Genomic DNA, 26,536 nt, shown 5'->3' with positions numbered 1-26,536 from the left:
TTCAGAGGTGTTTGCTGACAGTACAATATTAAAGAAAATTATTTTTTATTGGTGATCTTGCCGCAAGCACCTCTGAACCTTTCAAGGGAGCTTGCGACCGATCTGAATCCTGTTTTACTCTTTCTCTTCAATGCCACCAAGTGCTTTGAATAGATCAGGAAGCAGAGCATCAAGCTCAGAGCTCATTAGAGAAAAATCAGCATCAAAACGTGCGGCTTTATCTTCAAAACCAATGTCTTCGTTTTGGTCTTTAATCTCATCGCTAAACTTTAGGCGTTTTAGCGATAGGTCATCAGCAAGGATAAACTCTAAACGCTCTTGCCAAGTTAGCGCTAACTTAGTAACCATTTTGTTTGCATCAATATGAGCGTGGATTTCATCACACACTAATTCTTGCTGCTTACAACGGATCACGCCGCCATCTTCTAAAATTGCTTTTAGTTCGGCTTCTTCACCCATCTCAAAACCTTGAGGCGTAGTACCTGTTTTAACCCACTCAGTTAAGGCATTTTCAATAGGTTGCGTTGAAGTAAGAGGAACAACAGGTAGACTACCGATAGATTTACGAAGCAACGCTAATACGTCTTCCGCTTTTTTGTAACTGCCAGCATCAACAATAATAAACCCAGCCTCTGGAAGAATTAATGCGTAGGTTTGTTGGTGCTTGCTAAATGCTCGTGGAAGAAGATCAATAACGATGTCATCTTTGATAGAGTCTTTCTCTTTTTTCTTAAGAGGGCGACCTTGTTCAAGTTCCATGGCATCAATTTTTGCGTTCATTGATTCTTTAATCACTGACGCGGGTAACATTTTTTCTTCTTTTTTAGCACAGATCAGAATATTTTTGCTTGCGACGTGAGTCAGCATATCACCATGACGGCCCATTGCAGTTACCCAGCCAAACTTTTGCATATCTTGGCTACCACAAGGTGTGAAACGGAAATCGTTCAGTTGTTTTTCAAGTTGCTCAGGGTTGAGATCAACTTCTTTAGTAAAACGATAAATTAAACAATTTTTAAACCACATCATGCTGCTGAATTCCTGTCTTTTTTAAGTGCGCTTATGATAGGAGATTTTGTTGAATATTGCTTGTATAGATTTCAGGATCTTGGATAAATGACACTGAGATAGAATTTCATTGATGAGAATATGAACTTTTCTTTTCAATAGTCACAAAAGTGTCATAATTAGCTTTAATAATAGCGTTATAAATTTTGTTGGCTAATTTAGGTAAAAAGAATGTCTAGAAGGATACTTGTAGTAGAAGATGAAGCGCCAATCCGTGAGATGCTGTGTTTTGTATTAGAGCAGAAAGGATATGAACCGATAGAAGCAGAAGATTATGACACTGCACTTGGTTTACTCTGCGAACCTTACCCTGATTTAATTTTGTTGGATTGGATGTTGCCAGGTGGCTCAGGCATCAATTTAATCAAACACCTTAAGCGCGATGAATTTACCAAAAAAATCCCAGTAGTTATGCTAACAGCTCGCGGCGAAGAAGAAGATAAAGTTCGCGGCCTTGAAGTGGGCGCAGATGATTACATCACCAAACCATTTTCACCAAAAGAGTTAATGGCGCGCTTAAAGGCCGTTATTCGTCGAGTATCCCCAACCTCTGTTGAAGAGTTGATTGATGTTCAAGGGTTAAAATTAGACCCAGTATCACACCGTGTTACAGCCAATGATAAAGCATTAGATATGGGTCCGACAGAATTTAAAATGCTGCACTTCTTTATGACTCATCAAGAGCGTGTATACAGCCGTGAACAACTATTGAATAATGTTTGGGGTACTAATGTATACGTAGAAGATCGTACGGTTGATGTTCATATTCGTCGTTTACGCAAGGCATTAGAAATGGAAGGACATGATCGCTTAGTGCAAACCGTTCGTGGAGCGGGTTATCGTTTCTCTATTCAAACGTCTTAATTCTTAAATATAAATAGAAGCAAAAGGTAAAATACATGGTTGAACGTCTCTCATGGAAAAAGCTCGTTGGAGAACTGGCGTTTTTTTACGTACCTTGGGTGATTGTTGGGTATTTATTTGATGCGCTATGGCCACTATTATTTCTTGCTTCATTTATTTTATTAATTTGGCATTTACATAATCAAATTAAAATGTCGCGCTGGCTGCATGAGGGAAGAAAAGCAACACCACCGTCAGCCTCAGGGAGTTGGGAGCCGATTTTTGATGAGACTTATCGTTTACAAAAACGCCATAAAAAACGTCGTAAAGAGCTGTCTGCGTTAATTCGTCGCTTTCGACAAGGGGCAGAAGTACTGCCTGATGCTGTAGTGGTATTTCGTCACGAAGGAAATATCGTATGGTGTAATAGCCTTGCTCAATCACTGCTGGGATTTCGTTGGCCTGACGATTCAGGGCATCCTATTACTAACTTAATTAGAACCCCTGATTTTGTTCAATATTTAATGGCTCAACAGTTTGATATTCCATTAGATATGCCATCACCAATTAACACGGATAAGACACTTGAGATACGTATTGTGCCGTATAGTGATGGTGAATTTTTAATGGTGGTTCGTGATGTGACACAAGTTAAGCAACTAGAAGGTATGCGCCGCAACTTTTTTGCTAACGTTTCTCATGAACTACGTACACCAATGACGGTGCTTCGTGGCTATTTAGAAATGTCGGAAGACCCAGATATGCTGGTTGGTCCAATGTGGAAGCGAGCACATGGGGTGATGACTGAGCAATTATCACGCATGGAAAGCTTGGTTGAACAATTACTGACGCTTTCAAAAATTGAAGCCGCAGCGACCTCTCAATTAGAAGAGCATGTTGATGTGCCTTCTATGTTAGATATTTTAGAGAAAGAAGCCATCGCATTAAGTGGTGAGCGTAATCACAGCATTCGTTTTGATGTCGATCCTCGCCTTAAAGTATTAGGGGATGAAGATCAGCTACGCAGTGCGATTTCAAACTTGGTTTATAACGCGGTAAAACATACTACTGATGGTGCAGATATTAGTGTTGAGTGGCAGGCAACGAACCTAGGGGCTAAATTAAGCGTAAAGGATGGTGGGCAAGGAATTGAACCACAGCACATTCCTCGATTAACAGAGCGTTTTTATCGCGTAGATAAGGCGCGTTCAAGAGATACTGGTGGTAGTGGACTTGGACTGGCAATTGTAAAACATGCACTCAGTCATCATGACTCACAGTTAGAAATACAGAGCCAATTGGGTAAAGGAACTACTTTCTCGTTTGTTCTCCCTAAAAAATTGATTTTAAAGTAATGGAATAATGAAGAAGACGCAGTATAAACAGCAGCGATGGTTTAGGGTATTAATTCCCGTGGGATTGCTTTGGCTGGGGTTTATATCAAATGCGTTTTCTTATGATGGAAAACTCGCTCCTTATGAAAGAGTTGCCGGAATTTCTGGTAACTTATCCTCAATAGGCTCAGATACGTTAGCGAATATGATGACCTTATGGGCTGAAGATTTTCAACGTATTTATCCTAATGTAAATATTCAAATTCAAGCATCAGGATCGTCAACGGCACCGCCAGCATTAATTGAAAGTACGGCTCAGTTTGGCCCTATGAGCCGGCGGATGCGGCAAAGTGAAAAAGCCGCATTTGAACGACAATTTGGTTACCCGCCAACTGAAATCCGAGTTGCTATTGATGCGCTCGGAATTTTTGTGCATCAAGATAACCCAATAAAAGGACTTAACTTTAGTCAGCTCGATGCTATCTTTTCGGCAACATTACGATGTGGTTCTGTAAAACCCATTAATCGTTGGCAAGATTTAGGTGTAAACAGTAGTGGGTCTAAACACCGAATTCAATTATTTGGTCGAAATTCAGTCTCTGGTACTTATGGTTACTTTAAAAAGAACGCCTTATGTAACGGTGACTTCAAAGTGAATGTCAACGAACAACCAGGATCGGCATCCGTAGTTCAAGGTGTTTCTGCATCATTAAATGGCATTGGTTACTCTGGTGTTGGTTATCACATGTCGGGTGTAAAGCTGTTGCCAATTACAAGGGAAGGGACGAACTATATTGAACCAAGTACTGATAATATTATTAGTGGTCAATACCCTTTAGCTCGTTTTTTATATATTTACATCAATAAGCCACCAACAGCCAAACTGCAGCCTTTAGAAACCGAATTTATTCGTTATATGTTGTCATTAGAAGGGCAGAAAAGAGTTGAGCAGGATGGCTATATCGCATTATCGGAACGTTTTGTCTTACAAGAGCTTTCTAAATTAGATCTCCATTAAGTTGTCATTATAGTGTCATTCCTATACTGAAAAATACGTAAACAATCATTTAATAAATACAGAGGTTATCTCATCATGGCATACGCCAAACCTAATCAGATTATCCGAGACAGGCAACGCTATGTTGTCGATCTGATTATGCGTATTTGGGTGAAATCCAGTGGCATAGGGATCATCGCAGCTCTTATGCTTATCTGTTTTTATTTATTGGCGGTTATTGCGCCTATTTTTACTTCTGTAACGGTTGAACCTTTATCTCAATATTCAGCATCATATGATAATGCCACCCTTGCTATTGGCTCTGATGAACAAGGAAAAATGGCTTACCGAATTGATGATAAAGGCCGAGTTCAGTTTATAGATCTTCTTAACAAGAAGCAGGTCAGTGAAACACAAATTATCACGAATCCCACGGCTTTTGCTGCCACCATTGAAAGCCAAGATTGGTTCGCTTTTGGGGATGCAAAGGGCCAAGTGCAGTTTGCTCAAATTGGCTTTCAAACTAATTACAAACAAGGGCTTCGACAGCTTATTCCTTACGTTGAAAGCTTTACTCCATTTCCTCTGATTCAAATTGATGAACAAAAGAAGGAGCTTACACAAGTTGCGCTTAGCTTAACGGCAACCGAAGGGGTTGTTTTAGCACAAACCAAAGATAAGCGATTGTTAGGGGTAGAACTTGATAGTGTGATTAACCAAATGACGGGTGAGTCCATTTGGAAAGCGATCCCGATTGAGTTTGAAGGGGGGGCGCTAGATAAGACGAAAAAATTATTATCCATGGTGATCACTCCAAATAATGATTTTTTGTATTTCTTATATCAACATGAGCTACAAGTTTGGACATTAAAAGACCATAAAGCCAATTTACGAGAGCGTATTGCATTAAAAGAATCGGCACAGAAACTGACGTTATTGTCTGGTGCCCATTCAGTGTTGGTGCAATTTGACAATGGTAGCTTATCTCAGTGGTTTGATACGATTAAGGATGAAAAACGTCAACTAACCTTAATTCGAACCTTTAATGTAGATGCTCCAATTAAGCAATTAGCACCAGAGGTTTACCGTAAAGGTGTGACTATTATTGATGCTAAAGGCAATGTATCTTTAGTTCACACGACAACAGAAAAAGCGCTGTATAGCCAGCATCTGTTTAATGAAGAAGTATTGGCGGCAACTCAACCTCCCAATGCAGAGAAGCTTATTGTATTAACCCAAAAAGGGTGGCAATGCTTTGAGGTAACCAACCCTCACCCAGAAGTGAGTGTACAGTCTGTTTTTGGCAAAATATGGTATGAAGGCTACCCAGAGCCTGCGTATATTTGGCAATCGACAGCAGCGAACGATGACTTTGAATCTAAATTCAGTTTAATGCCGCTGGCTTTTGGAACCTTAAAAGCGGCTTTTTATGCGCTTATTTTCGCAGGCCCAATAGCTATTGGTAGTGCTATTTATACCGCTTACTTTATGTCTTCTAATGTTCGTCGATACGTAAAACCGACGATTGAGATAATGGAAGCACTGCCGACGGTGATTATTGGTTTATTAGCGGGTATTTGGTTAGCGCCCATTGTTGAGAATAATCTCGTTGCCGTATTTAGCCTATTTGTACTCTTTCCATTAAGTATGATTATTATTGCGTTTATTTGGCACATATTACCAGCGCATATCATGCGAAAGCTTCCACGAGGGCAGCATGCAATATTATTGATCCCGGCCTTGATAGGCGTTGGGTATCTGACTTTTCAATATGGGTACGTTATCGAAAATTGGTTGTTTAATGGTGATTTACGTAGTTACCTTGGTGATAACGGCGTGGGTTACGACCAGCGCAATGCTTTGGTGGTAGGGATTGCCATGGGCGCCGCGATTATTCCGACGATTTATACCATCGCGGAAGACGCGATTTTCTCAGTACCAAAACACTTATCTGAAGGCTCGTTAGCTTTAGGGGCAACGCAATGGCAAACATTAACCAAAGTGGTGTTGCTAACGGCGAGTCCAGGTATTTTCTCAGCGGTAATGATGGGATTAGGGCGAGCAGTTGGTGAAACCATGATTGTATTAATGGCGACCGGAAACACCCCTATTATGGATGGTAATATTTTAGAAGGAATGAGAACCCTTGCCGCAAATATTGCGATTGAAATGCCAGAATCAGAGATAGGAAGCACTCACTTTAGAATGCTTTTCTTAGCTGCATTTTTACTGTTTGTGTTTACTTTTTTTGTGAACTCTTTGGCTGAGTGGATACGCCAAGGGTTGCGTGAAAAGTACCGTAGTTTATAGGTTTGATCTGAATGAAGGTAAATAAATGAAGCATTGGATTAAATCAGGCTCACCTTGGATATGGCTTACTGCGGGTTCAGTGAGCATTAGCATGATTGCCGTGCTTGGTATTCTATTATTGATTGGCTGGAAGGGCTTATCCTATTTTTGGCCAACGGCATTGCAAGAGTGGCACACAACTGATGGACAAGTGATTGTCGGGCAGTTGTATGACGTTGAAAAGTTTCATGGGAAAAGCTCAGAGAACCAAGAGCGTTTAATTATAAAAGTTGGAAACCGCGATATTAATGGATTCGATTTTATTAATATTAATCAGGATAAGATCCAATCGGTTACCAAACCTAAAGATCTTGTTGTGGTTGATCGACTCCAACATGGTAAATATTTTGGCACTATTATTGAGACATCAAATGGCCTTGAGCTTAATCGACAACAGGTAGAGGCATGGGTTAGAAGTGAAAAAGCGAAAATTGATTTATTAGAACAAGAGCAACATAAGCTTTATCATCAACTTGATGCATTACCAAGTTTAGCTTTATCTAGTAGTGAGCGTAAGCAACAAGAAAACGCGCTCAATGAACAAGCAAAAAAAATTTCAAACCAATTGAGTTACAGCTATTTAACGTTAAAAGATAGTCAGGGAAATAGCTATAAATTAAGCAGTGATAATGTGGTTGATATCTGGTTTCCTAATGCGATGTCACTGCAAGAAAAAATAGGCCATTGGTTTGATGAGTTGTATGACTTTGTTTCTGATAGTCCACGAGAAGCGAACTCGGAAGGCGGTGTTTTCCCTGCTATTTTCGGTACTATTTTATTAGTTCTTCTTATGTCTGTTATTGTGATGCCATTAGGGGTAATTGCCGCGATTTATCTTCATGAATATGCGAAACCAAATATGCTAACTAGGTTAGTTCGAATAGCTGTGATAAACCTTGCAGGTGTGCCGTCCATCGTTTATGGCGTGTTTGGTTTGGGGTTCTTTGTTTATGTGGTGGGTGGAACGCTCGATCAGCTGTTCTATTCTAATGAGTTGCCGACCCCTACATTTGGAACGCCTGGTTTATTATGGTCGGCATTAACCTTGGCTATTTTAACATTACCCGTCGTTATTGTTGCAACTGAGGAAGGGCTCAGTCGTATTCCAAACTCAGTACGTCATGGATCCTTAGCATTAGGTGCCACTCAGTTTGAAACCTTATGGAAGATCGTTTTGCCTATGGCAAGCCCTGCTATTATGACGGGATTAATTTTAGCGGTAGCAAGAGCCGCGGGAGAGGTCGCGCCTCTTATGTTAGTTGGTGTAGTAAAACTGGCTCCTTCTTTACCCGTTGATAACATTGCGCCCTATTTACACTTAGATAGAAAGTTTATGCACCTTGGTTATCATATTTATGATGTTGGTTTTCAGAGCCCCAATGTTGAAGCGGCAAGACCTATTGTGTATGCAACGGCTTTTTTATTAGTCACGGTTATCATTGGATTAAATTTAACGGCTATCGCTATTCGTAATAATTTACGAGAGAAATATAGAACATTGGAGTTATAACTGTATGTATTCATTATCACCGGATCTCTCTTTTCTATCGCCAATAGACGTAAATAATTTATCAGATGAAAATACAGCCATAGAGATTAATAATCTTAGTTTAAATTATGATAAAACGTCAGCACTATCGAATATTGAAATGCGTATTCCTAAGGGGCAGGTAACGGCGTTTATTGGGCCGTCCGGCTGCGGTAAATCTACCTTATTACGTTGTATTAATCGCATGAACGATTTGGTTGATAATTGCAAAATTAAAGGGGAAATTAAGTTGTTTGGTGATGATATTTATCAACCAAATACTGATATCCCTTCACTGCGTCGCCGTGTAGGAATGGTGTTCCAAAGGCCAAATCCGTTTCCTAAATCAATTTATGAGAATGTGGTTTACGGTTTACGTTTACAAGGGATCAAAGAAGCGCGAGTATTAGATGAAGCGGTTGAAGATGCGTTGAAAGCAGCTGCATTATGGGATGAAGTCAAACATCGATTACATGAGAATGCCTTTGGGTTATCAGGCGGTCAGCAGCAACGCTTAGTTATCGCTAGAGCTATCGCTATTGAGCCAGAAGTATTATTACTCGATGAGCCAACGTCAGCATTGGATCCTATTTCTACTTTGACGATTGAAGAGCTTATCTATGAGCTAAAAAGTAAATATACCGTTGTTATTGTGACGCATAATATGCAACAAGCAGCGCGAGTGAGTGATCACACCGCTTTTATCAATCAAGGTAAATTGGTTGAATACGGTAATGCAAATACGATTTTCACATCACCAGTACATAAGCAAACAGAAGACTACATTACAGGCCGTTATGGATAACCTCCGACGATAGGCCAATAATAAAATAAGGACATACCATGCAACTTGGTCGACATATTTCAGGCCAATTTAACACCGAACTTGAAGCTATTAGAACTCATGTATTAACCATGGGGGGGATGGTGGAGCAGCAGCTTACCTATGCATTAGAGGCACTGCATAATCACGATGCTGATTTAGCAAAACGAGTAATGCATGAAGATCATAAAGTGAACGCCATGGAAGTGGCAATCGATGAAGCGTGCACTCGTATCATTGCAAAGCGTCAGCCCACAGCCAGTGACCTGCGTTTGGTTATGGCGATAATCAAAACCATTACCGATTTAGAGCGTATTGGTGATGTCGCTTCTCAAATAGCAAAAGTATCACTAGAAAACTTCTCGAATAAACACCAGTCGTTACTGGTTTCTCTTGAGTCTCTAGGTCGCCAATCCGTTAAAATGATGCATTCAGTGTTGGATGCATATGCTCGAATGGATGTAAAAGCAGCGACAGAAGCGTATAAGTTTGATGATAAAATAGATGCAGAATACGATGCTGTTATTCGTCAGTTAATGAACTATATGATGGAAGACCCAAGTTCAATTCCAAGCGTGATGAAAGTGATGTGGGCGGCTCGTGCAATTGAGCGAGTGGGAGATCGTTGCCAGAATATTTGTGAGTACATTATTTATTTTGTAAAAGGAAAAGATGTGCGCCATATTGGCGATCAAAATATAGATGATGTGATCAAGTAAGGATTTGGCTTAAAAATAATAATCATAGTGTTACTTTTTAAACTATGCTGTATTTATTAGAATTAATGCGTATATTATAAATTGTCGTACTTATTATGCGACGAATGATACAAAAATAGATTCAGTTAATAATCATAAATTAAAGCAATAAAGGAATATCTTATGAAGAAGATTTTAGTTGGTACTTGCGCGGCATTATCTATGGTTTCATCATTCGCTATGGCGAATAGTACACCTGTGATGTTTTCAACACTGAATGGTTTTAACGCACCAGCAGCAAGTGAAGTAAAAGGCGTACGTTTAGCGGCTCTTTATGGTAAAACTGGCGATGTAACCGGTGTCGATTTTGCGATTGGTATGTCTGAGAGTGATAATCTAACCGGTGTTAATTTCCCACTGTTTATCGGTGCGAACAAAGTTAATGGCAACATGACAGGGGCATCTTTTGGTCTGTTTAACTGGCATATGGGTGATGACTTAGGTGCTAACCTAGGTTTTGTAAATATCACGAATAATGTTAAAGGTGCAAACCTATCTGCAGTGAACTACTCTGAAGGTTACACCATGGTTGATGTTGGTGTTGCTAACCTTTCAAATGATTCACACGTTCAAGTTGGTTTCTTCAACATGACATCTGAGATAAAAGGTGTTCAGGTTGGTTTGATTAACTGTGCAGAAAATGGTTTCCTACCTTGTTTCCCAATCGTAAACTTTGCGATGTAATTTGATTCAATTCGATATTAAATAAAAATGGCGCTGTTTAAATAAACAGCGCCATTTTTGTATCTGGCCATTTACATATTTGAATTGGTGTCACGTAAAAAGTGAATGTCATACCAATATTGAAGTCAGTTGATAAATTATATGGAATACATAAAAAAGCCTCTGTATGAGAGGACAGAGGCGATACTACCGATATGGTGAGTCGTCAAAGACAGAAATAGAGTTGCAGTAGAAATCTATTACTAATTTGGTATCAGTATTAGATAAAAGTGCCCTACCAATCCTTAGCGGGGCGAGAGTTATTTATTTGAAGCTGTATTGAATACCAACACCGCCAGCAACATCTGATGATGAGTAGCTACCAGATGATTCATAGTGGAAAGTGCCAGAAACACTTAATTGTTCATTGATACCGTAAGCCCCACCTAGTGCTAATGCTTCTTTTGAGCCAGAAAAACCAACACCGGCACCAATAGCAAACTCACCACTTGTTACAAATGGGCGCGCATTGGCTACAGCATGTAAACCAGCTCTAACCCCATCAATCTTTTCGTCTTGCTCATTGAAGCGACGATTATTCTCTTCAGCCATTACTTTGAAATCATTTTCTAAAGCAGTGATACGCTCACCTTCTGTTGCGTGTGGGATCCCCCATTCAGGAGAGTCATCCATTGGCGGCTGCACTGGGACTTGAGGTTGTGGACGCTCAGGTGAATTATCATCAACTGGCGGTTGCGTTGGTTTCTGAGGTTGTGGCCTTTCTGGAGTATTATCCATTGGTGGCTGCTCAGGAACCGCTTGTCCAAAATCAGGGTCTACAGGTTGTGGTCGATCTACAGGAGCATCTGGCAGCGGACGTTCAACCGGTGTTGAAGGAACTTGCCATTCAGGCTCTGTTGCCATTGGTGGTTGAGTTGGGCCTAATCCCCAGTTGGGAGTGCTTCCAAAATCAGGACTTGGTCGGTCTGATACAGATGGAATAGAGTTGTCAATTCCCGGAAGCTCTGCTGGGTTCTGAATGGTTTCAGCCATAACAGAAGAAGAAAAGATGGCAGTTAAGGATAGTGCTAAGATAGATTTTTTCATTTTATAACTCTCAATATTAATCATAAGTTAGATCAGTAATGAGCATCCTTGCTTACCGATAAATCTGTTTCCGTTTGATGGAATGAATAATATTGAGTTCGGTGATTGCTTTCTAATCACCTGTAATTATTTTAATTATAAGTAGCACTTATCGCATCTGTTTTATAGTGCTCTATTGATAAGTTAGGTGTCACTTTTTAGTAGGAGTTCTTTAATCAATTTATTGAGCCAAACGTAGAGAGGATTCTTTTTATGTCTTTGATGATAAAAGCTATAGATAGGATAATTTAAAGCAACATCATCAAGAGCGAGATCTATACGTCTAAGCGATGAATATTGATGAGTAGGAAAAAGAGAAGTAGACGGAAAGTACATATCCGTATGTTGAACTACATCAATTAATGCCATTGGTAATTCAGAACGAAAACCAATCTTATAATCTATATTGAGTTTATCTAACACATCAGCGGCAAGGCTTTTATTACTGTTCCATCCTGGAATAATTAAAGAGGCAATTTCATAACCTTCAAAGTCATAAGGGGTTGCGAGTGTTGTTGTTATTGGATGATCTTGACGCACAATAACACAACCTTTGATATCTATTAATTTATGCGAGATAAGCTCTTTTTGAACTGAGTCATATTCGTAATTAACGGCGATATCGATTTTACCTTTGATAAGGTCATCAAAAGCTGATTCTGACCAATTAACTAGCTGCAAGTTAACATTAGGTGCATCTTCTCGTATTTGATGAAATAGAGCTCCGGACAGGCAACTTAGTACTTGCGGTGCTAAGGCTATTGTCAGTGTTTTTTCTAATTTGTATGGTTCAAAATTTTGAGATGAATTTAAGATAGAAGATAAACCATCAAGGTAGGGGTGAATGTTTTCGGCTAGCTCTTCAGAAAAAGGAGTTGGTTTCAGGCCATGACGGACTTTAATGAATAACTCATCATCAAAATGGTTACGCAGCTTTTGTAACGCTTGGCTGATTGCTGGTTGAGAAACAAATAATCGCTCAGAGGCTTTGCGCATATTTAACTCTTGAGAAAGAATTAAAAAGGTTCTCAATAAATTTAAATCTAATTTAGCGAACAGATCTTTTGCCATAGTGAATGATTTCCTTATAAATTTTAAATTATCTAATAACTCTTCACGCTTCCTTCACGATTGATAGTCTATAATACTTGTATCATTAGTTAAGACCAAGCTTAGTTCCACGACTATAGGATTGAATTTATAATGAAAAAGTATGTCTTTTTGTTAATGGCTACAACTTCAACAGCAACGATTGCTGCTCCATATGTTGGTTTAGAGTATGGTGTAACAAACATGAGTCATGATTATTCAACGACATTTTCACAAGATAACGTTACCTTAACACCTGATGATTCAAGCTCTGCGTTTGGTGGTTTTGTTGGCTATCGTTTTAACGATTTTGGTCTAGAATTAGGTTATACGAAATTTGAGAGTGATGACTCCCGCTCTGAATACAAAGGGATAGTTGGCACTGCACCTAATCTAGAACATCAAGAAAGAGAATGGGATGCCGATTTAGATGCGAGCCAATTTACGTTTAAACCTGTGTACTTTTATAACATTAATGACAAGTTGCAGCTTAAAACAGGATTAGGTCTTACTTATACGCAGTATAAATATAACGCTTCTTCCCAAGATGAATTTGAAAATGTATTGAATGATGATATTGAAAGAACGGTTGGACGTCCTGGTGGTGAGTCGCAAAAAGATGACGTTTGGGGCGGTATTGCAAGTGTAGGCATTGAATACATGGTGATCCCAAACCTAGCGTTAGGTGCTTCAGCAAGTTATCAAACAGATAGCGTAGCTAATTCTACCTCGTTCATGTTGAGTTCAGTTTACTACTTCTAATATAATATTATCAGTATTTAATTATAAATTCAGGACTAAATAAAATGAAAAAAATCATTCTAGCAAGCGCATTAGTATTAGCATCTTCAACAGCTTTCGCAGATAAAAATACTCAAGTGATAAAAGGTGGCTTTACTGGCCCTAGCTCAGTAGCGGTCAGTACAGTTAGAGCTGCTTTAGATTCAGATGATGATGCAGCAGTAACATTGACTGGTTACATTACGTCATCACTGGGTAATGAAGAGTATCAATTTAAAGATACAACGGGTGAAGTAAGAATTGAGATCGACCATAAAGATTGGAACGGTATTGAAGCAACGCCAGAAACAAAGTTAGTTATTCATGGTGAAGTAGATAAAGAGTGGACAGAGACGACGATCGACGTTAACTCAGTTCAACTAGCAAAATAGAAAAACGCAGTTATCTAATAATAAAAATGCCAGGGATAAAGTCTCTGGCATTTTTTCATTAGCATAAGCGGTTATTTAATTATTTGTCTTACTGCATCAATTTTTTTAGCATCAGTAACTGGAACAATAAAATCATCCAAATCTCCAGCGCCCATTTTTACACCATCCAATACTAATTTCATTTTACTTGGACGAGTTGATTTTCCAGATAAATGAATTTCAGTTATGCCTGTCTTTTCAATGATCTCTTTTGCATTTTCAGCGGTGACGCCTGCTCCCGCTAATATTTCAAATCGTCCATTTGCTAATTTAACCATTTCAGTTAAAACGTTAATACCATCATAGGCATTCGCAGCAAGTCCTGAGGTTAGAATACGCTCACAACCTAGCTCTGCAATGTTTTCAATGGCTTTTTTATAATTAGAACATTGATCAACGGCGCGGTGGAAGGTAACACCTAAGTCATTGTCATTAGAGATTTTCATTAGCCGTGCAGACAATGGCATATCAATATCGCCATTGGCTTTTAATACCCCAAAGACAACCCCCTGTAAGCCCGCTAATTTTGCAGCATGAATATCTTCTATCATTGCAGAGATATCATCGTTGTCATACAAAAAATCGCCTTGTCGAGGACGGATCATGGCATAAACTGGAATAGGAGAGATCGCAGCTGCTTTTTTCATGAAACCAAAACTGGGAGTAAGCCCACCTAATGCAAGAGATGAACATAATTCAATGCGATCAGCACCGCCATTAATAGCATTATGCAGTGATTCTAAGTTATCAATACAGACTTCAATTTTAATAGACATGATGTGTAGAAAGAATAATTGAGAATAGAGTAGTGTAAGGGATATTCAGCTGTAGATGTGTGAATAGATCGTCAAAATTACGCGCTAGAATAAAGAAAAAAGCCCCGAAGATAACTTCAGGGCTTTTAGTATTAGACAAACTTTCTGATTTTAGGCTACTGCGTTTATACGCTTTTAATATTCTAGCCACATGCACCGTTGAGCTTAGGTGCAGTCGAGTATTTGATGTAAATACTCTAGGTTAGCAATTACTTGCTTAGGTCGTCAGCGTGTTCAGATAGGAATGCTGCAACGCCTTTTGGAGATGCGTCCATACCTGCTTTACCTTCTTCCCATTGTGCTGGACAAACTTCACCGTTCTTCTCGTGGAAGTTTAGTGCGTCAACCATACGTAGCATTTCGTCAATGTTACGACCTAGTGGTAGATCGTTAACTACTTGGTGACGAACAAGGCCGTCAGCATCGATTAGGAAAGAACCACGGAAAGCAACACCAGCTTCTGGATGCTCAACGTCGTATGCTTTACAGATCTCGTGCTTAACGTCAGCAACTAGTGGGTACTTAACTTGACCAATACCGCCATCTTCGATAGCAGTGTTACGCCATGCGTTGTGAGAGAATTGAGAATCGATTGAGATACCGATTACTTCTGCGCCTTTAGCTTGGAAGTCAGCTAGACGGTTGTCAAAAGCGATTAGCTCTGAAGGACAAACGAAAGTGAAGTCTAGAGGGTAGAAAAATACTACCGCTTTCTTACCTTTAGTGAATTCTTTGAAGTTGAAGTTATCAACGATTTCGCCATTACCTAGAACAGCTGCAGCAGTAAAGTCTGGTGCTTGACGACCTACTAGTACCATTTTTGAATCTCCTAAAAATTAGATTTCCCAAACTTCGTGTTTGGCTTTGTTTTTGAAAACAATAAATTGTTTCAACAGGACAAACTATAGTACAAAAGGTATGATTGAAAAAAGCGAATTAAATAGATTAATGTAATCGAGAAAAACGATGAACAAATGGCCATCATTAAAACAGTTACACTACTTTATTACCCTGCATGAGACTCGCCATTTTGGTGACGCAGCAGAAAAGTGTTTTGTCAGCCAATCAACATTAAGTAAAGGAATACAAAACCTTGAAGAGTTAATTGGTTGCCCTTTATATGAACGAGATAAAAAGACACTCGTGTTTACACCTATTGGTGACAAAGTAGTAGAGCAAGGACGAGAGCTATTAGCTAAAGGCCAAGATTTAATTGAGCTAGGGTCACTTTGCCAAGGTGATGCGATGCAAGGGCAGCTTCGAGTCGGTTGTATCCCGACCATTGCGCCTTTTTTGTTGTGCGATTTAGTTCAAGAAGTGAATCAAACCTACCCACAACTAACTCTCTTACTAAGAGAAGACACGACAACTAATTTATTAGCGGCGTTGAGACAAGGTCAGTTGGATGTTCTTATTCTTGCTTTGCCTGTTGATATCGGTGGAATGGAGAGCCTAATTGTAGGGCATGATCCGTTTAAGATGGTCATAAGTAAAGATCAAGCACGCTCAATCTCCACTCCAATTCATTATGATGATCTCCCGGATGAATACGTCTTCTTATTAGAAAAAGAACACTGTTTAACGGAACATGCTGTCTCTGCATGTAAATTGACGAAAAAAGAAAAAATTAATCCATTCACGGCAACCAGTCTGCATACTTTGGTTCAGATGGTTGCAAATGGATTGGGTACTACCTTTATTCCTCAAATGGCGATTAAACATGGTTTATTAGATAACCAAAACCTTGTGGTGGTTGAGCCACCGGGTCAAGAAGCGTCGCGAGCTATTGGCTTAGTTTGGCGCCCAAGCTCTTCTCGTTTACAGGCTTTTCATCAGCTAGCTGATATTGTTAAGCATATTTTATAGCTTTATTTTTGTACTTAAGGCACTTATTTATTGATTTAAATAGGTGCCTTTCTACTTTTGAATGATAGGGCAATTAGTGACCGGATTCTCACTTTTCTATATTTCTTATCAAACAGATCTGACCAGTTTATTTCTTCTCTTCTTGTTGTATATCGCCACTTTCTTTTTACTCTTCTCTAAATAAGCTCAAGTGTTATCAATTTTTTATGCTATCCCGCTGTTTTCTTTGTGAAATTAAAACTGTGAATTTTACATGTTCAATTTTACAAGTTTAATTTGTGTAATTTTACAACGTAAATAGCAGATCATTTTCTGATGATTATGTTATCGATTTGTAAAAATTAAACTTTGACAATTCTCTTTATAGAGCATTTACTCATAACTCAACTTTCTGATTTATGTCGACATCTTATTGAAATATCAAGGCAGTATTAGCCTTTAGTAGGGGTTGTAATTCATTGGCTCTTTCGAGAATGTAATAGACGTAAACAGCAAGAACGATAAATAGGATGAAACATGAATACTGATTCGTAGTGTTTTAGTTACAAATGTAATTTTGCCGGAGGCGCAGACCATGACAGATACCATGACGACGAAAGAACAAGAATTATCCATTATTGGGCCGAGTCTTCCTCAAGTTGATGAAGTATTAAGTGCAGGAGCGATTCGATTTCTTACCCATCTTGTCGAAAAGTTTGCGCATCGAGTTCCTGAACTTTTAGAAACCCGCAAAGTAAGACAGCGAAAAATAGACGCAGGACAACTGCCCGATTTTTTAACGGAAACACGTTCAATCCGAGAATCTAAATGGAGTATTCAAGGTATTCCAAGTGATCTTCAAGACCGACGTGTTGAGATCACAGGCCCAACAGACAGAAAGATGGTAATTAATGCATTGAATGCAAATGTAAAAGTATTCATGGCTGATTTTGAAGATTCATTAGCACCGTCATGGGAGGCGGTACTTAACGGTCAAATTAATCTTCGAGATGCAATGAACGGCACAATCCAATACACCAACCCTCAAACTCAAAAGGTATATCAGCTTAAGCAAGATCCTGCGGTATTGATTTGTCGAGTTCGAGGTTTGCATCTTCCAGAAAAACACGTGCTTTTTAACGGTGTTGCTATTCCCGGAGCTTTGTTTGATTTCGCGCTTTATTTCTATCACAACTACCAGACTTCATTAAAAAAAGGCAGTGGCCCGTACTTCTATCTTCCTAAACTACAAGCCTACCAAGAAGCGGCGTGGTGGAGTGATGTATTTACCTTTGCTGAGCGTGAGTTTGGTTTAAAGCAAGGTACGATTAAGGCGACAGTACTGATTGAAACCTTACCTGCTGTCTTTGAAATGGATGAAATTTTATACAGTTTGAAAGAACATATTGTTGGATTAAATTGTGGCCGATGGGATTACATTTTTAGCTACATTAAAACCTTAAAAAATCATCCAGAACGCGTGCTACCTGATCGCCAAGTGGTGACGATGGAAAAACCGTTTTTAAATGCCTATTCACGATTACTGATCAGAACGTGTCACCGAAGAGGAGCGTTTGCGATGGGAGGAATGGCCGCCTTTATCCCATCGAAAGATCCGGTAAAAAATGATTGGGTGTTAAATAAAATTCAAACCGATAAATCACTGGAAGCCAATAATGGACACGACGGTACTTGGGTTGCTCATCCTGGGCTAGCTGATACTGCAAGAGCGGAATTTGACAAGGTTTTAGACTCGCGGATCAACCAGTTGGATATTAGCCGAGAAAATGACCATCCCATTACCGCAGAAGAATTATTAGCACCTTGTGAAGGAGAGAGAACAGAAGAGGGCATGCGACATAACATTCGAGTCGCGGTTCAATATATTGAAGCGTGGATCACAGGTAATGGGTGCGTGCCTATTTATGGATTAATGGAAGATGCTGCAACGGCAGAAATATCACGAACGTCTATTTGGCAATGGATACAGCATGGGAAAACCTTAGATACAGGCGCTGTTGTAACGGCTGATTTGTTTAGAACCATGTTATTAGAAGAGATGAAAGTTATTGAACAAGAATTGGGAACAGAACGCTTTGATTCTGGCCAATTTACTCAAGCAGCAAAACTGATGGAGCAATTGACCACCAGTGATCAACTAACAGACTTTTTAACACTACCTGGCTATGAATACTTATAAGAGAGGGAACTATTATGACGACATTTAAACCGCAAACTCGCCAACAACAAATTGATGCATTGGAAAAAGACTGGGCAGAAAATCCGCGTTGGGATGGAGTAACTCGTCCTTATACCGCTGAAGAAGTTATTAATCTTCGAGGATCTTTTGCACCAGAAAATACCATTGCACAAAAAGGGGCTGACAGGCTATGGGAGCTGGTGAATGGCTCATCAAAAAAAGGCTATGTGAACTGCCTTGGTGCGCTAACGGGTGGACAAGCAGTCCAACAAGCGAAGGCGGGAATTGAAGCTATTTATTTGTCAGGTTGGCAAGTAGCAGCGGATAACAACACCGCATCGACCATGTATCCAGACCAATCGCTATACCCGGTAGATTCGGTACCTTCGGTAGTGAAACGTATTAATAATGCCTTCCGTCGTGCGGATCAAATTCAATGGTCAACAGGAACAACACCTGAAGAGGGAATTGATTATTTTCTTCCGATTGTTGCCGATGCAGAAGCCGGTTTTGGTGGTGTACTTAATGGCTATGAGTTGATGCGTAATATGATTGAATCAGGTGCGGCTGGGGTTCACTTTGAAGATCAGTTAGCGTCAGTAAAAAAATGTGGTCACATGGGAGGTAAAGTATTAGTACCAACTCAAGAAGCGGTACAAAAACTGGTAGCAGCACGACTAGCAGCCGATGTGGCAGGCACGACGACATTGGTTATTGCAAGAACCGATGCCAATGCCGCAGATTTGCTAACCTCAGATTGTGATCCTTATGATCAAGAGTTCATTGAAGGGGAGCGTTCGGCTGAAGGTTTCTATAAAGTGACCGCAGGTATTGATCAAGCCATTTCTCGTGGCTTGGCGTATTCACCTTATGCTGATTTAGTGTGGTGTGAAACCGCAACGCCATGTTTAGAAGAAGCGCGTAAATTTGCAGAGGCGATTCATGCAGAGTATCCAGATCAACTGTTAGCCTATAACTGTTCGCCATCGTTTAACTGGGAGAAAAACCTGGATTCAGAAACGATTGCTAAGTTCCAACAAGAGCTGGCAGACATGGGGTATAAATACCAGTTCATTACGTTAGCGGGTATTCATAACATGTGGTTTAACATGTTTGAACTAGCGCACTCTTATGCACAAGGTGAGGGAATGCGTCATTATGTTGAGATGGTTCAGCGTAAAGAGTTTGAAGCAGCAGATAAGGGCTATACTTTTGTTGCACACCAACAAGAAGTAGGTACAGGCTACTTTGATAAGATGACAAATACCATTCAAGGTGGCAATTCATCAGTGACCGCACTAACAGGCTCAACAGAAGAAGAGCAATTTAAAACCAACGCTTAATTAATACTAACCCCATATCCACATAATAAAAAAGAGTCGTATTATCACGTTTTAGGGAGAATGGAGTCTCCCTTTCTTTTTTCCTGTTAATTATTGCTATTCATCGATCTCCATAGGGTCGACTTCCTCTTGCAGCTCTAATAGATTAATGGCGATGGTAACAAAATCTGAGTCTGTAATTATTCCTACCAACTTCCCATGGTCAACAACAGGTAAACAACCCACCTTGTGCTTTTGCATAAACAAAGCCGCTGATTTTAATCCACCGTGCGGAGAAATACTCATTACATTTTCATGCATAATGCTATTTAGAGGGATATCCAGCACAGAAAATTCTTCTAATGTTGGTTTTTCCAAGCAAGAGGATTGCGCAGACAATAGATCTCGTTGAGTGACGAGGCCAATTAATGCTTGGTCTGTATCTACAATGGGTATGTGCCTAATACAGTGTTCGTCCATGAGTGCTTTAGCATCTTCTAAAGAATTGGAGCGAAGCAATGTATGAGGGTGAGTCGTCATCATGTCTTTAACGGTAAACATAGTGTGCTCCTGCTATCGATAAGTCCTACAGTAAATATAGTGCGAGATGAAAGAGAAAAGTGAGAGCTAAGTTGATTTTTTAAGAGATAAAAAGATTGATGCGACTTTCTCTGTTTAATGTCAATTTCATTAGTTAAAGTACATATTTATTGAAAAATTGAGAGGTATATTGCTTCATCTCTTGCTATTGCTCTGGGCGTGAATATACTACTCTGTCTGCCATTTTTGATGAAGAAGTAAACCATGCAAGTATCCGATTTCCACTTTGAATTACCCGATGAACTTATTGCTCGCTACCCTCAACCAGAGCGCACGGCAAGTCGCCTATTACACCTAAATGGTAATAGCGGTGAATTAATTGATGGTCAGTTTACTGATGTGCTTGATTTAGTACAGAGTGGTGATCTTGTTGTATTTAACAACACTCGTGTTATCCCTGCTCGTATGTTTGGTGTTAAAGCATCAGGTGGTAAGCTAGAAGTATTAGTTGAACGAGTGCTTGATGAGCATTCAGTATTGGCTCATGTTCGTTGCTCTAAATCACCAAAACCGGGTAATCAACTATGGTTGGGTGAAAACCAAGAATACGAAGCAGAGATGGTCGCTCGTCACGATACCCTGTTTGAAATTCGTTTTACTTCAGAGAAAAAAGTATTAGATATTTTGGATGAAATTGGTCACATGCCATTACCTCCTTATATCGACCGTCCAGACGAAGACGCGGATAAAGAGCGCTATCAAACGGTATACAATGAAAAACCGGGGGCGGTTGCTGCTCCAACGGCGGGTTTACACTTTGATACAGAGATTTTAGAAAAAATGAAAGCAAAAGGCGTAGAATTTGCCTACGTTACGCTTCATGTTGGTGCAGGAACATTCCAGCCTGTACGTGTCGATAATATCTTAGAACATCACATGCATTCTGAATATGCAGAAGTATCTCAAGAAGTGGTTGATGCCATTAAAGCAACCAAAGCTCGTGGTGGCCGTGTTGTTTCTGTTGGAACGACTTCGGTTCGCTCATTAGAAAGTGCGGCGCAACATGCATTAAAGCAAGGCACAGAGCTAGCACCATTTTTTGATGATACTGAAATTTTTATCTACCCAGGCTATGAATTTCAAGTTGTTGACGCTTTAGTAACAAACTTTCACTTACCAGAGTCTACACTTATCATGCTTGTGAGTGCATTTGCAGGGTATGAAAATACAATGAAAGCTTACGATCAAGCTGTGAATAATCAATATCGTTTCTTTAGTTACGGTGATGCGATGTTTATTACGAAGAAAACCGCGTAATAAAGAGTCGATGGCTGTATTAAAGCCAGTAATATACTAGATTGAAATTTCACTCACGGAGCCAGTGAAAGTAGGAAAACAGGACGTTTTCGACCATATAAACTGCATTATTTGGTTTTATGGAGGTGTGGCATTAATGTTTTATTAATGTCGCAAATTAAACAAGTTGTCAGATTGTTTCTCTGGCTTATTGGAGGTTTCGTGAAGTACGAACTACTCAAAAAACAAGGCCGCGCACGTCGTGGTCAATTACAATTTGACCGTGGTACGGTTGAAACACCAGCATTCATGCCTGTAGGTACTTACGGTACTGTTAAAGGGATGACTCCGGAAGAAGTGAAAGGTACTGGTGCTGAGATCTTACTAGGCAATACGTTCCATTTATGGTTACGCCCTGGTCAAGAGATCATGAAACTGCACGGTGATTTACATGATTTCATGAACTGGAAAGGCCCGATCTTAACGGATTCAGGCGGTTTCCAAGTATTCAGTCTTGGTAAAACACGTAAAATCACTGAAGAAGGTGTACATTTCCGTAGCCCTGTAAATGGTGACAAGATCTTTATGGATGCAGAGAAATCAATGCAAATCCAGTACGATCTTGGTTCTGACGTCGTTATGATTTTTGATGAATGTACGCCATATCCTGCAACGCATGATGAAGCGCGTATTTCAATGGAACGTTCAATCCGTTGGGCTGATCGTAGCCGCAATGAATTTGATCGTCAAGAAAACCCGAATGCACTGTTTGGTATTGTTCAAGGTGGTGTATACGAAGATCTGCGTGATGTGTCTGTTGAAGCGTTAACTAAGATTGGTTTTGATGGTTATGCTGTTGGTGGCCTAGCAGTAGGTGAACCAAAAGAAGACATGCACCGCATTTTAGAGCATACATGTCCACAATTACCTGAAGATAAGCCACGATACCTAATGGGTGTTGGTAAACCAGAAGACTTGGTTGAAGGCGTTCGTCGTGGTATTGATATGTTTGACTGTGTTATGCCAACTCGAAATGCACGTAATGGTCACCTATTTGTGACTGGCGGTGTGATCAAGATCCGTAATGCGAAACATAAAACAGATACAACACCATTAGATCCTGAGTGTGATTGTTATACTTGTCAGAATTACAGCAAGTCTTACTTACATCACCTAGATCGTTGTAATGAAATTTTAGGTGCTCGTTTAAATACGATCCATAACCTACGTTATTACCAACGTATTATGGCGAGCATTCGTAAGGCTTTGGAAGAAGAGCGCTTTGAGCAGTTCGTAGAAGAATTCTACGCGCGTCGCGATCGTGAAGTTCCGCCATTAAAAGACCTTTAAAAACAGAGTTATCACCCATATATCTACTAGATATGTGTATGGTCACATTTTAGAAACTGGAAATTAAAATTAGATACGAGGACGTTATTAAATGAGTTTTTTCATCTCTCAAGCTCACGCAGCTGGTGAAGCACCACAAGGCGGTGGTATGCAAATGTTTATCATGCTTGGCATGTTTGCAGTTATCTTCTACTTTATGATTTATCGCCCACAAGCGAAACGTCAAAAAGAGCATAAGAACCTAATGTCTTCTATGGGCAAAGGCGATGAAGTTCTTACTGCGGGTGGTTTAGTGGGTAAAATCACTAAAGTATCTGAAGAAAATGATTACATCGTAATTGAGCTTAACGCAAATAACGAAGTAACAATTAAGAAAGACTTTGTTTCAGCTGTTCTGCCAAAGGGCACTCTGAAATCACTATAAAAATTGTACCCTCTAACTTCGGTTAGGGGGTATTTTTCGTTAAGGACATCGCTGTGTTAAACCGTTTCCCTTTATGGAAGTATTTGTTGGTAGTTTCAGTGCTACTTATCTCAGCTCTCTATGCACTTCCAAACCTTTATGGCGAAGATCCAGCAGTTCAAATCACGGGTAGCCGTGGTACAGAGGTTCAAACCTCAACGCTGGATGTTGTCGCTGAAAATTTAAAAAATAATGACATTGCGTATAAGTCTATTGCATTCGAAAATGGCAGTGTTCTTGTTCGTTTTAATGATACTGATTCTCAAATCAGTGCTCGAGATATTATCAATGAATCGTTAGGTAAAGATTACATTGTTGCATTAAACCTTGCTCCATTAACGCCTGACTGGTTGTCATCAATTGGTGCAGCACCAATGAAGCTAGGTCTTGATTTACGTGGTGGTGTTCACTTTTTAATGGAAGTCGACATGGATGCGGCAATGGCTAAGCTAATTGGTCAGCAAGAAGAATCTTTCCGTACTGATCTTCGTGAAGCTAAAATCCGTTACCGTGCTATTCGTAATTCTGGCAAAGATGCGATTGAAGTTGTTCTTCGTGATCAAGAGCAATTAGCTGAAGCTAAAAAAGTATTGTCTGATGTTCATCGTGATATGACTTTTGTAGAATCTGAATTAAATGGTCAATTCAAATTAACGGCACGATTTACAGAGCAGCGCCTACAAGAAATTCGCAACTATGCAGTAGAGCAAAATATCACGATCATTCGTAACCGTGTTAATGAATTAGGTGTTGCAGAACCTCTTGTTCAACGTCAAGGTGCAAGCCGCATTGTTGTTGAACTACCGGGTGTTCAAGATACGGCACGAGCAAAAGAAATTTTAGGTGCAACAGCAACTCTTGAGTTCCGCGAAGTGGATGATAGAGCCGATCTTGCTGCAGCAGCCAATGGTCGAGCACCTGCAGGTAGCGAGATTAAAGAAGATCGCAATGGTCGTCCTGTTGTTCTTAAAAAGCGTATTATTCTTGGTGGTGAAAGCATTACAGATGCAAGTTCAAGTGCTGATGAGTATGGTCGTCCTCAAGTTAACATCTCACTAGATAGTGAAGGTGGTAGCAAGATGACTGCGTTCTCTCGTAAAAATATCGGTAAGCTAATGGCGACGGTATTTACAGAGTACAAAGACAGTGGCCGTCGTACACCTGAAGGTCGCGTTATTCTTTCTAAGACGGAAGAAGTGATTAACCAAGCAACAATTCAATCAGCACTTGGCCGTAGCTTCCGTATTACAGGTATCGACTCTCAAGCTGAAGCTCATAACCTAGCACTTCTACTTCGTGCTGGTGCTCTGATTGCACCTATCTCGATTGTTGAAGAACGTACGATTGGTCCATCAATGGGTCAACAGAATATCGATATGGGTATTCAAGCGTGTATTTGGGGTATGGTTGCAGTAATGATCTTTACTTTGGTTTATTACCGCGGTTTTGGTCTTGTTGCGAACTTAGCCTTAATGGCAAACTTGGTATTAATCATTGGTGTTATGTCGATGATCCCTGGTGCGACGATGACGCTTCCTGGTATTGCCGGTATCGTATTAACGGTAGGTATGGCTGTTGATGCTAACGTACTTATTTTCGAGCGTATTCGAGAAGAATTGCGTGATGGGCGTAATCCACAACAAGCGATTGATCAAGGTTATGCTAATGCGTTTAGTACGATTGCCGATGCGAACATCACAACCTTAATTACTGCTATTATCCTATTTGCTGTAGGTACTGGCGCAATTAAAGGTTTTGCTGTTACGTTATCTATCGGTATTTTAACGTCAATGTTTACTGCGATTGTTGGTACTCGTTGTGTGATTAACTTAGTTTACGGCGGTAAGCGCGTAGACAAACTGTCGATCTAAGGACTCATTATTATGTTTCAATTAATGAAAGCAGAGAAAACGATCGACTTCATGCGTTGGTCTAAAGCTGCCTTCTTTTTCTCAATGTTGATGATTATTGCTTCTATTGCAACCTTATCGACAAAGTGGTTAAACTGGGGCTTAGACTTCACGGGTGGAACTCTGATTGAAGTGGGCTTTGAGCAGCCAGCACAACTACCAGACATCCGTAGTGCATTAGAAGCGAAAGGTTTTGGTGATGCAACGGTTCAAAACTTTGGTACTGCACGTGATGTTATCGTTCGTCTCCAACCTCGTGAAAACGTAAAAGGCGAAGAACTAGGTAATCAAATCATCAGTGCAATTAAAGAAGGCACTGGTGAGCAAGTAGAGATGCGTCGTATTGAGTTCGTTGGTCCAAATGTGGGTGATGAACTGACAGAGGCGGGTGGTTTAGCTATTCTCGTTTCTTTGTTATGTATTTTGGCTTATGTTTCGATGCGTTTCCAATGGCGTTTAGCTGCTGGTGCGGTATTGGCATTAGCACATGATATTATTATTACCTTAGGTATTTTCTCTTTCTTACAAATTGAAGTTGATTTAACGATTATCGCGGCACTGTTAACGGTGGTGGGTTATTCCTTGAATGATACCATTGTTGTATTTGACCGTATTCGTGAAAACTTCTTGAAAATGCGTAAGGGTGATTCTAACGACATCATTAATGATGCGATTACACAAACATTAAGCCGTACATTAATTACATCAGCAACGACGCTATTTGTAGTTATTGCATTGTTCACTCAGGGCGGTGCGATGATCCATGGCTTTGCGCTTGCATTGCTATTAGGTATCACGATTGGTACCTACTCTTCTATCTACGTAGCATCAGCATTGGCTCTGAAATTAGGTATTACTCGTGAGCACCTAATGCCAACACCTGTTGATCAAGAAGGTGAGGAAGAATTTGAGCAAATACCATAAAGGGTTTGCTTGATACCTAGTGCATAAAAATGGACCATAATTGGTCCATTTTTTTGTGTTAA

Annotated in this window: 24 protein-coding genes; 18 read left to right on the top strand and 6 right to left on the bottom strand. The window is 39.9% G+C overall.

What is annotated here, in order from left to right; translation table 11 throughout:
- Positions 1-114: 114 nt before the first annotated feature.
- Complete coding sequence (gene rdgC / locus F8B77_RS05380; RefSeq protein ID WP_207215638.1) at positions 115-1,026, bottom strand: recombination-associated protein RdgC; 912 nt, start codon at positions 1,024-1,026, stop codon at positions 115-117.
- A 213-nt stretch (positions 1,027-1,239) separates the two neighbouring features.
- Between rdgC and phoB the strand changes: the two genes are divergently transcribed.
- The 8 genes from phoB (at position 1,240) to F8B77_RS05340 (ending at position 10,384) form a co-directional block, all read left to right on the top strand.
- Entirely contained in the window at positions 1,240-1,932 is a 693-nt protein-coding gene (gene phoB, locus F8B77_RS05375) for a phosphate regulon transcriptional regulator PhoB (protein WP_151654387.1), read from the top strand.
- Positions 1,933-1,967: 35 nt separating this feature from the next.
- Positions 1,968-3,266, top strand: coding sequence for a phosphate regulon sensor histidine kinase PhoR (gene phoR, locus F8B77_RS05370; protein ID WP_151654385.1), 1,299 nt, complete (start codon positions 1,968-1,970; stop codon positions 3,264-3,266).
- Between the two features lie 7 nt (positions 3,267-3,273).
- Positions 3,274-4,263 carry a PstS family phosphate ABC transporter substrate-binding protein gene (locus tag F8B77_RS05365; RefSeq protein ID WP_151654383.1) on the top strand — a complete coding sequence of 330 codons (990 nt, stop codon included), beginning with the start codon at positions 3,274-3,276 and terminating at the stop codon, positions 4,261-4,263.
- A gap of 75 nt (positions 4,264-4,338) precedes the next feature.
- Positions 4,339-6,552, top strand: coding sequence for an ABC transporter permease subunit (locus F8B77_RS05360; protein WP_151654381.1), 2,214 nt, complete (start codon positions 4,339-4,341; stop codon positions 6,550-6,552).
- A gap of 25 nt (positions 6,553-6,577) precedes the next feature.
- On the top strand, positions 6,578-8,101 hold the full coding sequence (gene pstA / locus F8B77_RS05355; protein WP_151654379.1) for a phosphate ABC transporter permease PstA: 1,524 nt from the start codon (positions 6,578-6,580) through the stop codon (positions 8,099-8,101).
- A 4-nt stretch (positions 8,102-8,105) separates the two neighbouring features.
- The gene (gene pstB, locus F8B77_RS05350) at positions 8,106-8,924 is read left to right on the top strand and encodes a phosphate ABC transporter ATP-binding protein PstB (protein ID WP_151654377.1); all 819 of its coding nucleotides are present in this window, start codon (positions 8,106-8,108) and stop codon (positions 8,922-8,924) included.
- A gap of 38 nt (positions 8,925-8,962) precedes the next feature.
- Positions 8,963-9,661, top strand: a complete 699-nt coding sequence (gene phoU / locus F8B77_RS05345; protein ID WP_130044013.1) for a phosphate signaling complex protein PhoU — start codon at positions 8,963-8,965, stop codon at positions 9,659-9,661.
- A gap of 162 nt (positions 9,662-9,823) precedes the next feature.
- Positions 9,824-10,384: a VC2662 family protein gene (locus F8B77_RS05340; protein WP_151654375.1), complete on the top strand. Its 561-nt coding sequence runs from the start codon at positions 9,824-9,826 to the stop codon at positions 10,382-10,384.
- 303 nt (positions 10,385-10,687) lie between these two features.
- Here F8B77_RS05340 and F8B77_RS05335 read toward each other — a convergent pair whose 3' ends face one another.
- Both F8B77_RS05335 and F8B77_RS05330 read right to left on the bottom strand, forming a co-directional pair.
- A complete protein-coding gene (locus F8B77_RS05335; RefSeq protein ID WP_244298209.1) occupies positions 10,688-11,470 on the bottom strand; it encodes a YadA C-terminal domain-containing protein in 783 nt (260 codons plus the stop codon).
- Positions 11,471-11,653: 183 nt separating this feature from the next.
- Positions 11,654-12,580: a LysR family transcriptional regulator gene (locus F8B77_RS05330; RefSeq protein ID WP_151654371.1), complete on the bottom strand. Its 927-nt coding sequence runs from the start codon at positions 12,578-12,580 to the stop codon at positions 11,654-11,656.
- A 132-nt stretch (positions 12,581-12,712) separates the two neighbouring features.
- On the opposite strand from F8B77_RS05330, the gene F8B77_RS05325 reads away from it, so the two are divergent.
- Together F8B77_RS05325 and F8B77_RS05320 are read left to right on the top strand one after the other, a co-directional pair.
- Positions 12,713-13,360, top strand: coding sequence for an AcfA family outer membrane beta-barrel protein (locus F8B77_RS05325; protein WP_151654369.1), 648 nt, complete (start codon positions 12,713-12,715; stop codon positions 13,358-13,360).
- Positions 13,361-13,404: 44 nt separating this feature from the next.
- A complete protein-coding gene (locus F8B77_RS05320) occupies positions 13,405-13,770 on the top strand; it encodes a YgiW/YdeI family stress tolerance OB fold protein (RefSeq protein ID WP_151654367.1) in 366 nt (121 codons plus the stop codon).
- A 71-nt stretch (positions 13,771-13,841) separates the two neighbouring features.
- On the opposite strand, the gene F8B77_RS05315 is transcribed toward F8B77_RS05320, so the two are convergent.
- Together F8B77_RS05315 and F8B77_RS05310 are read right to left on the bottom strand one after the other, a co-directional pair.
- Positions 13,842-14,585: a copper homeostasis protein CutC gene (locus F8B77_RS05315; protein ID WP_151654365.1), complete on the bottom strand. Its 744-nt coding sequence runs from the start codon at positions 14,583-14,585 to the stop codon at positions 13,842-13,844.
- A gap of 248 nt (positions 14,586-14,833) precedes the next feature.
- On the bottom strand, positions 14,834-15,442 hold the full coding sequence (locus F8B77_RS05310; RefSeq protein ID WP_122034387.1) for a peroxiredoxin C: 609 nt from the start codon (positions 15,440-15,442) through the stop codon (positions 14,834-14,836).
- Positions 15,443-15,590: 148 nt separating this feature from the next.
- Here F8B77_RS05310 and F8B77_RS05305 point away from each other — a divergent pair, with 148 nt between their 5' ends.
- The 3 genes from F8B77_RS05305 to aceA all read left to right on the top strand — a co-directional run bounded on the left by F8B77_RS05305 (position 15,591) and on the right by aceA (position 20,012).
- Positions 15,591-16,490 (top strand): hydrogen peroxide-inducible genes activator, encoded by a 900-nt coding sequence (locus F8B77_RS05305; RefSeq protein WP_151654363.1) that lies wholly within the window; start codon positions 15,591-15,593, stop codon positions 16,488-16,490.
- Between the two features lie 574 nt (positions 16,491-17,064).
- The gene (gene aceB / locus F8B77_RS05300) at positions 17,065-18,669 is read left to right on the top strand and encodes a malate synthase A (protein WP_151654361.1); all 1,605 of its coding nucleotides are present in this window, start codon (positions 17,065-17,067) and stop codon (positions 18,667-18,669) included.
- 14 nt (positions 18,670-18,683) lie between these two features.
- Complete coding sequence (aceA, locus tag F8B77_RS05295; RefSeq protein WP_105055318.1) at positions 18,684-20,012, top strand: isocitrate lyase; 1,329 nt, start codon at positions 18,684-18,686, stop codon at positions 20,010-20,012.
- Between the two features lie 96 nt (positions 20,013-20,108).
- Here aceA and F8B77_RS05290 read toward each other — a convergent pair whose 3' ends face one another.
- Positions 20,109-20,552: a CBS domain-containing protein gene (locus tag F8B77_RS05290; protein WP_130044027.1), complete on the bottom strand. Its 444-nt coding sequence runs from the start codon at positions 20,550-20,552 to the stop codon at positions 20,109-20,111.
- 243 nt (positions 20,553-20,795) lie between these two features.
- Between F8B77_RS05290 and queA the strand changes: the two genes are divergently transcribed.
- The 5 genes from queA (at position 20,796) to secF (ending at position 26,474) form a co-directional block, all read left to right on the top strand.
- A complete protein-coding gene (gene queA, locus F8B77_RS05285) occupies positions 20,796-21,848 on the top strand; it encodes a tRNA preQ1(34) S-adenosylmethionine ribosyltransferase-isomerase QueA (RefSeq protein WP_130085976.1) in 1,053 nt (350 codons plus the stop codon).
- A 201-nt stretch (positions 21,849-22,049) separates the two neighbouring features.
- Complete coding sequence (gene tgt, locus F8B77_RS05280) at positions 22,050-23,177, top strand: tRNA guanosine(34) transglycosylase Tgt (RefSeq protein ID WP_122034374.1); 1,128 nt, start codon at positions 22,050-22,052, stop codon at positions 23,175-23,177.
- Positions 23,178-23,268: 91 nt separating this feature from the next.
- A complete protein-coding gene (yajC, locus tag F8B77_RS05275; protein ID WP_130044029.1) occupies positions 23,269-23,601 on the top strand; it encodes a preprotein translocase subunit YajC in 333 nt (110 codons plus the stop codon).
- Positions 23,602-23,654: 53 nt separating this feature from the next.
- Entirely contained in the window at positions 23,655-25,511 is a 1,857-nt protein-coding gene (gene secD, locus F8B77_RS05270) for a protein translocase subunit SecD (protein WP_151654359.1), read from the top strand.
- Positions 25,512-25,523: 12 nt separating this feature from the next.
- Positions 25,524-26,474 (top strand): protein translocase subunit SecF, encoded by a 951-nt coding sequence (gene secF / locus F8B77_RS05265; protein WP_151654357.1) that lies wholly within the window; start codon positions 25,524-25,526, stop codon positions 26,472-26,474.
- Positions 26,475-26,536 lie beyond the last annotated feature (62 nt).

The organism is Aliivibrio finisterrensis (assembly GCF_008933155.1).
Taxonomy (GTDB): Bacteria; Pseudomonadota; Gammaproteobacteria; order Enterobacterales; family Vibrionaceae; genus Aliivibrio; species Aliivibrio finisterrensis.
This window is presented reverse-complemented; position numbering and strand designations above follow the sequence as displayed.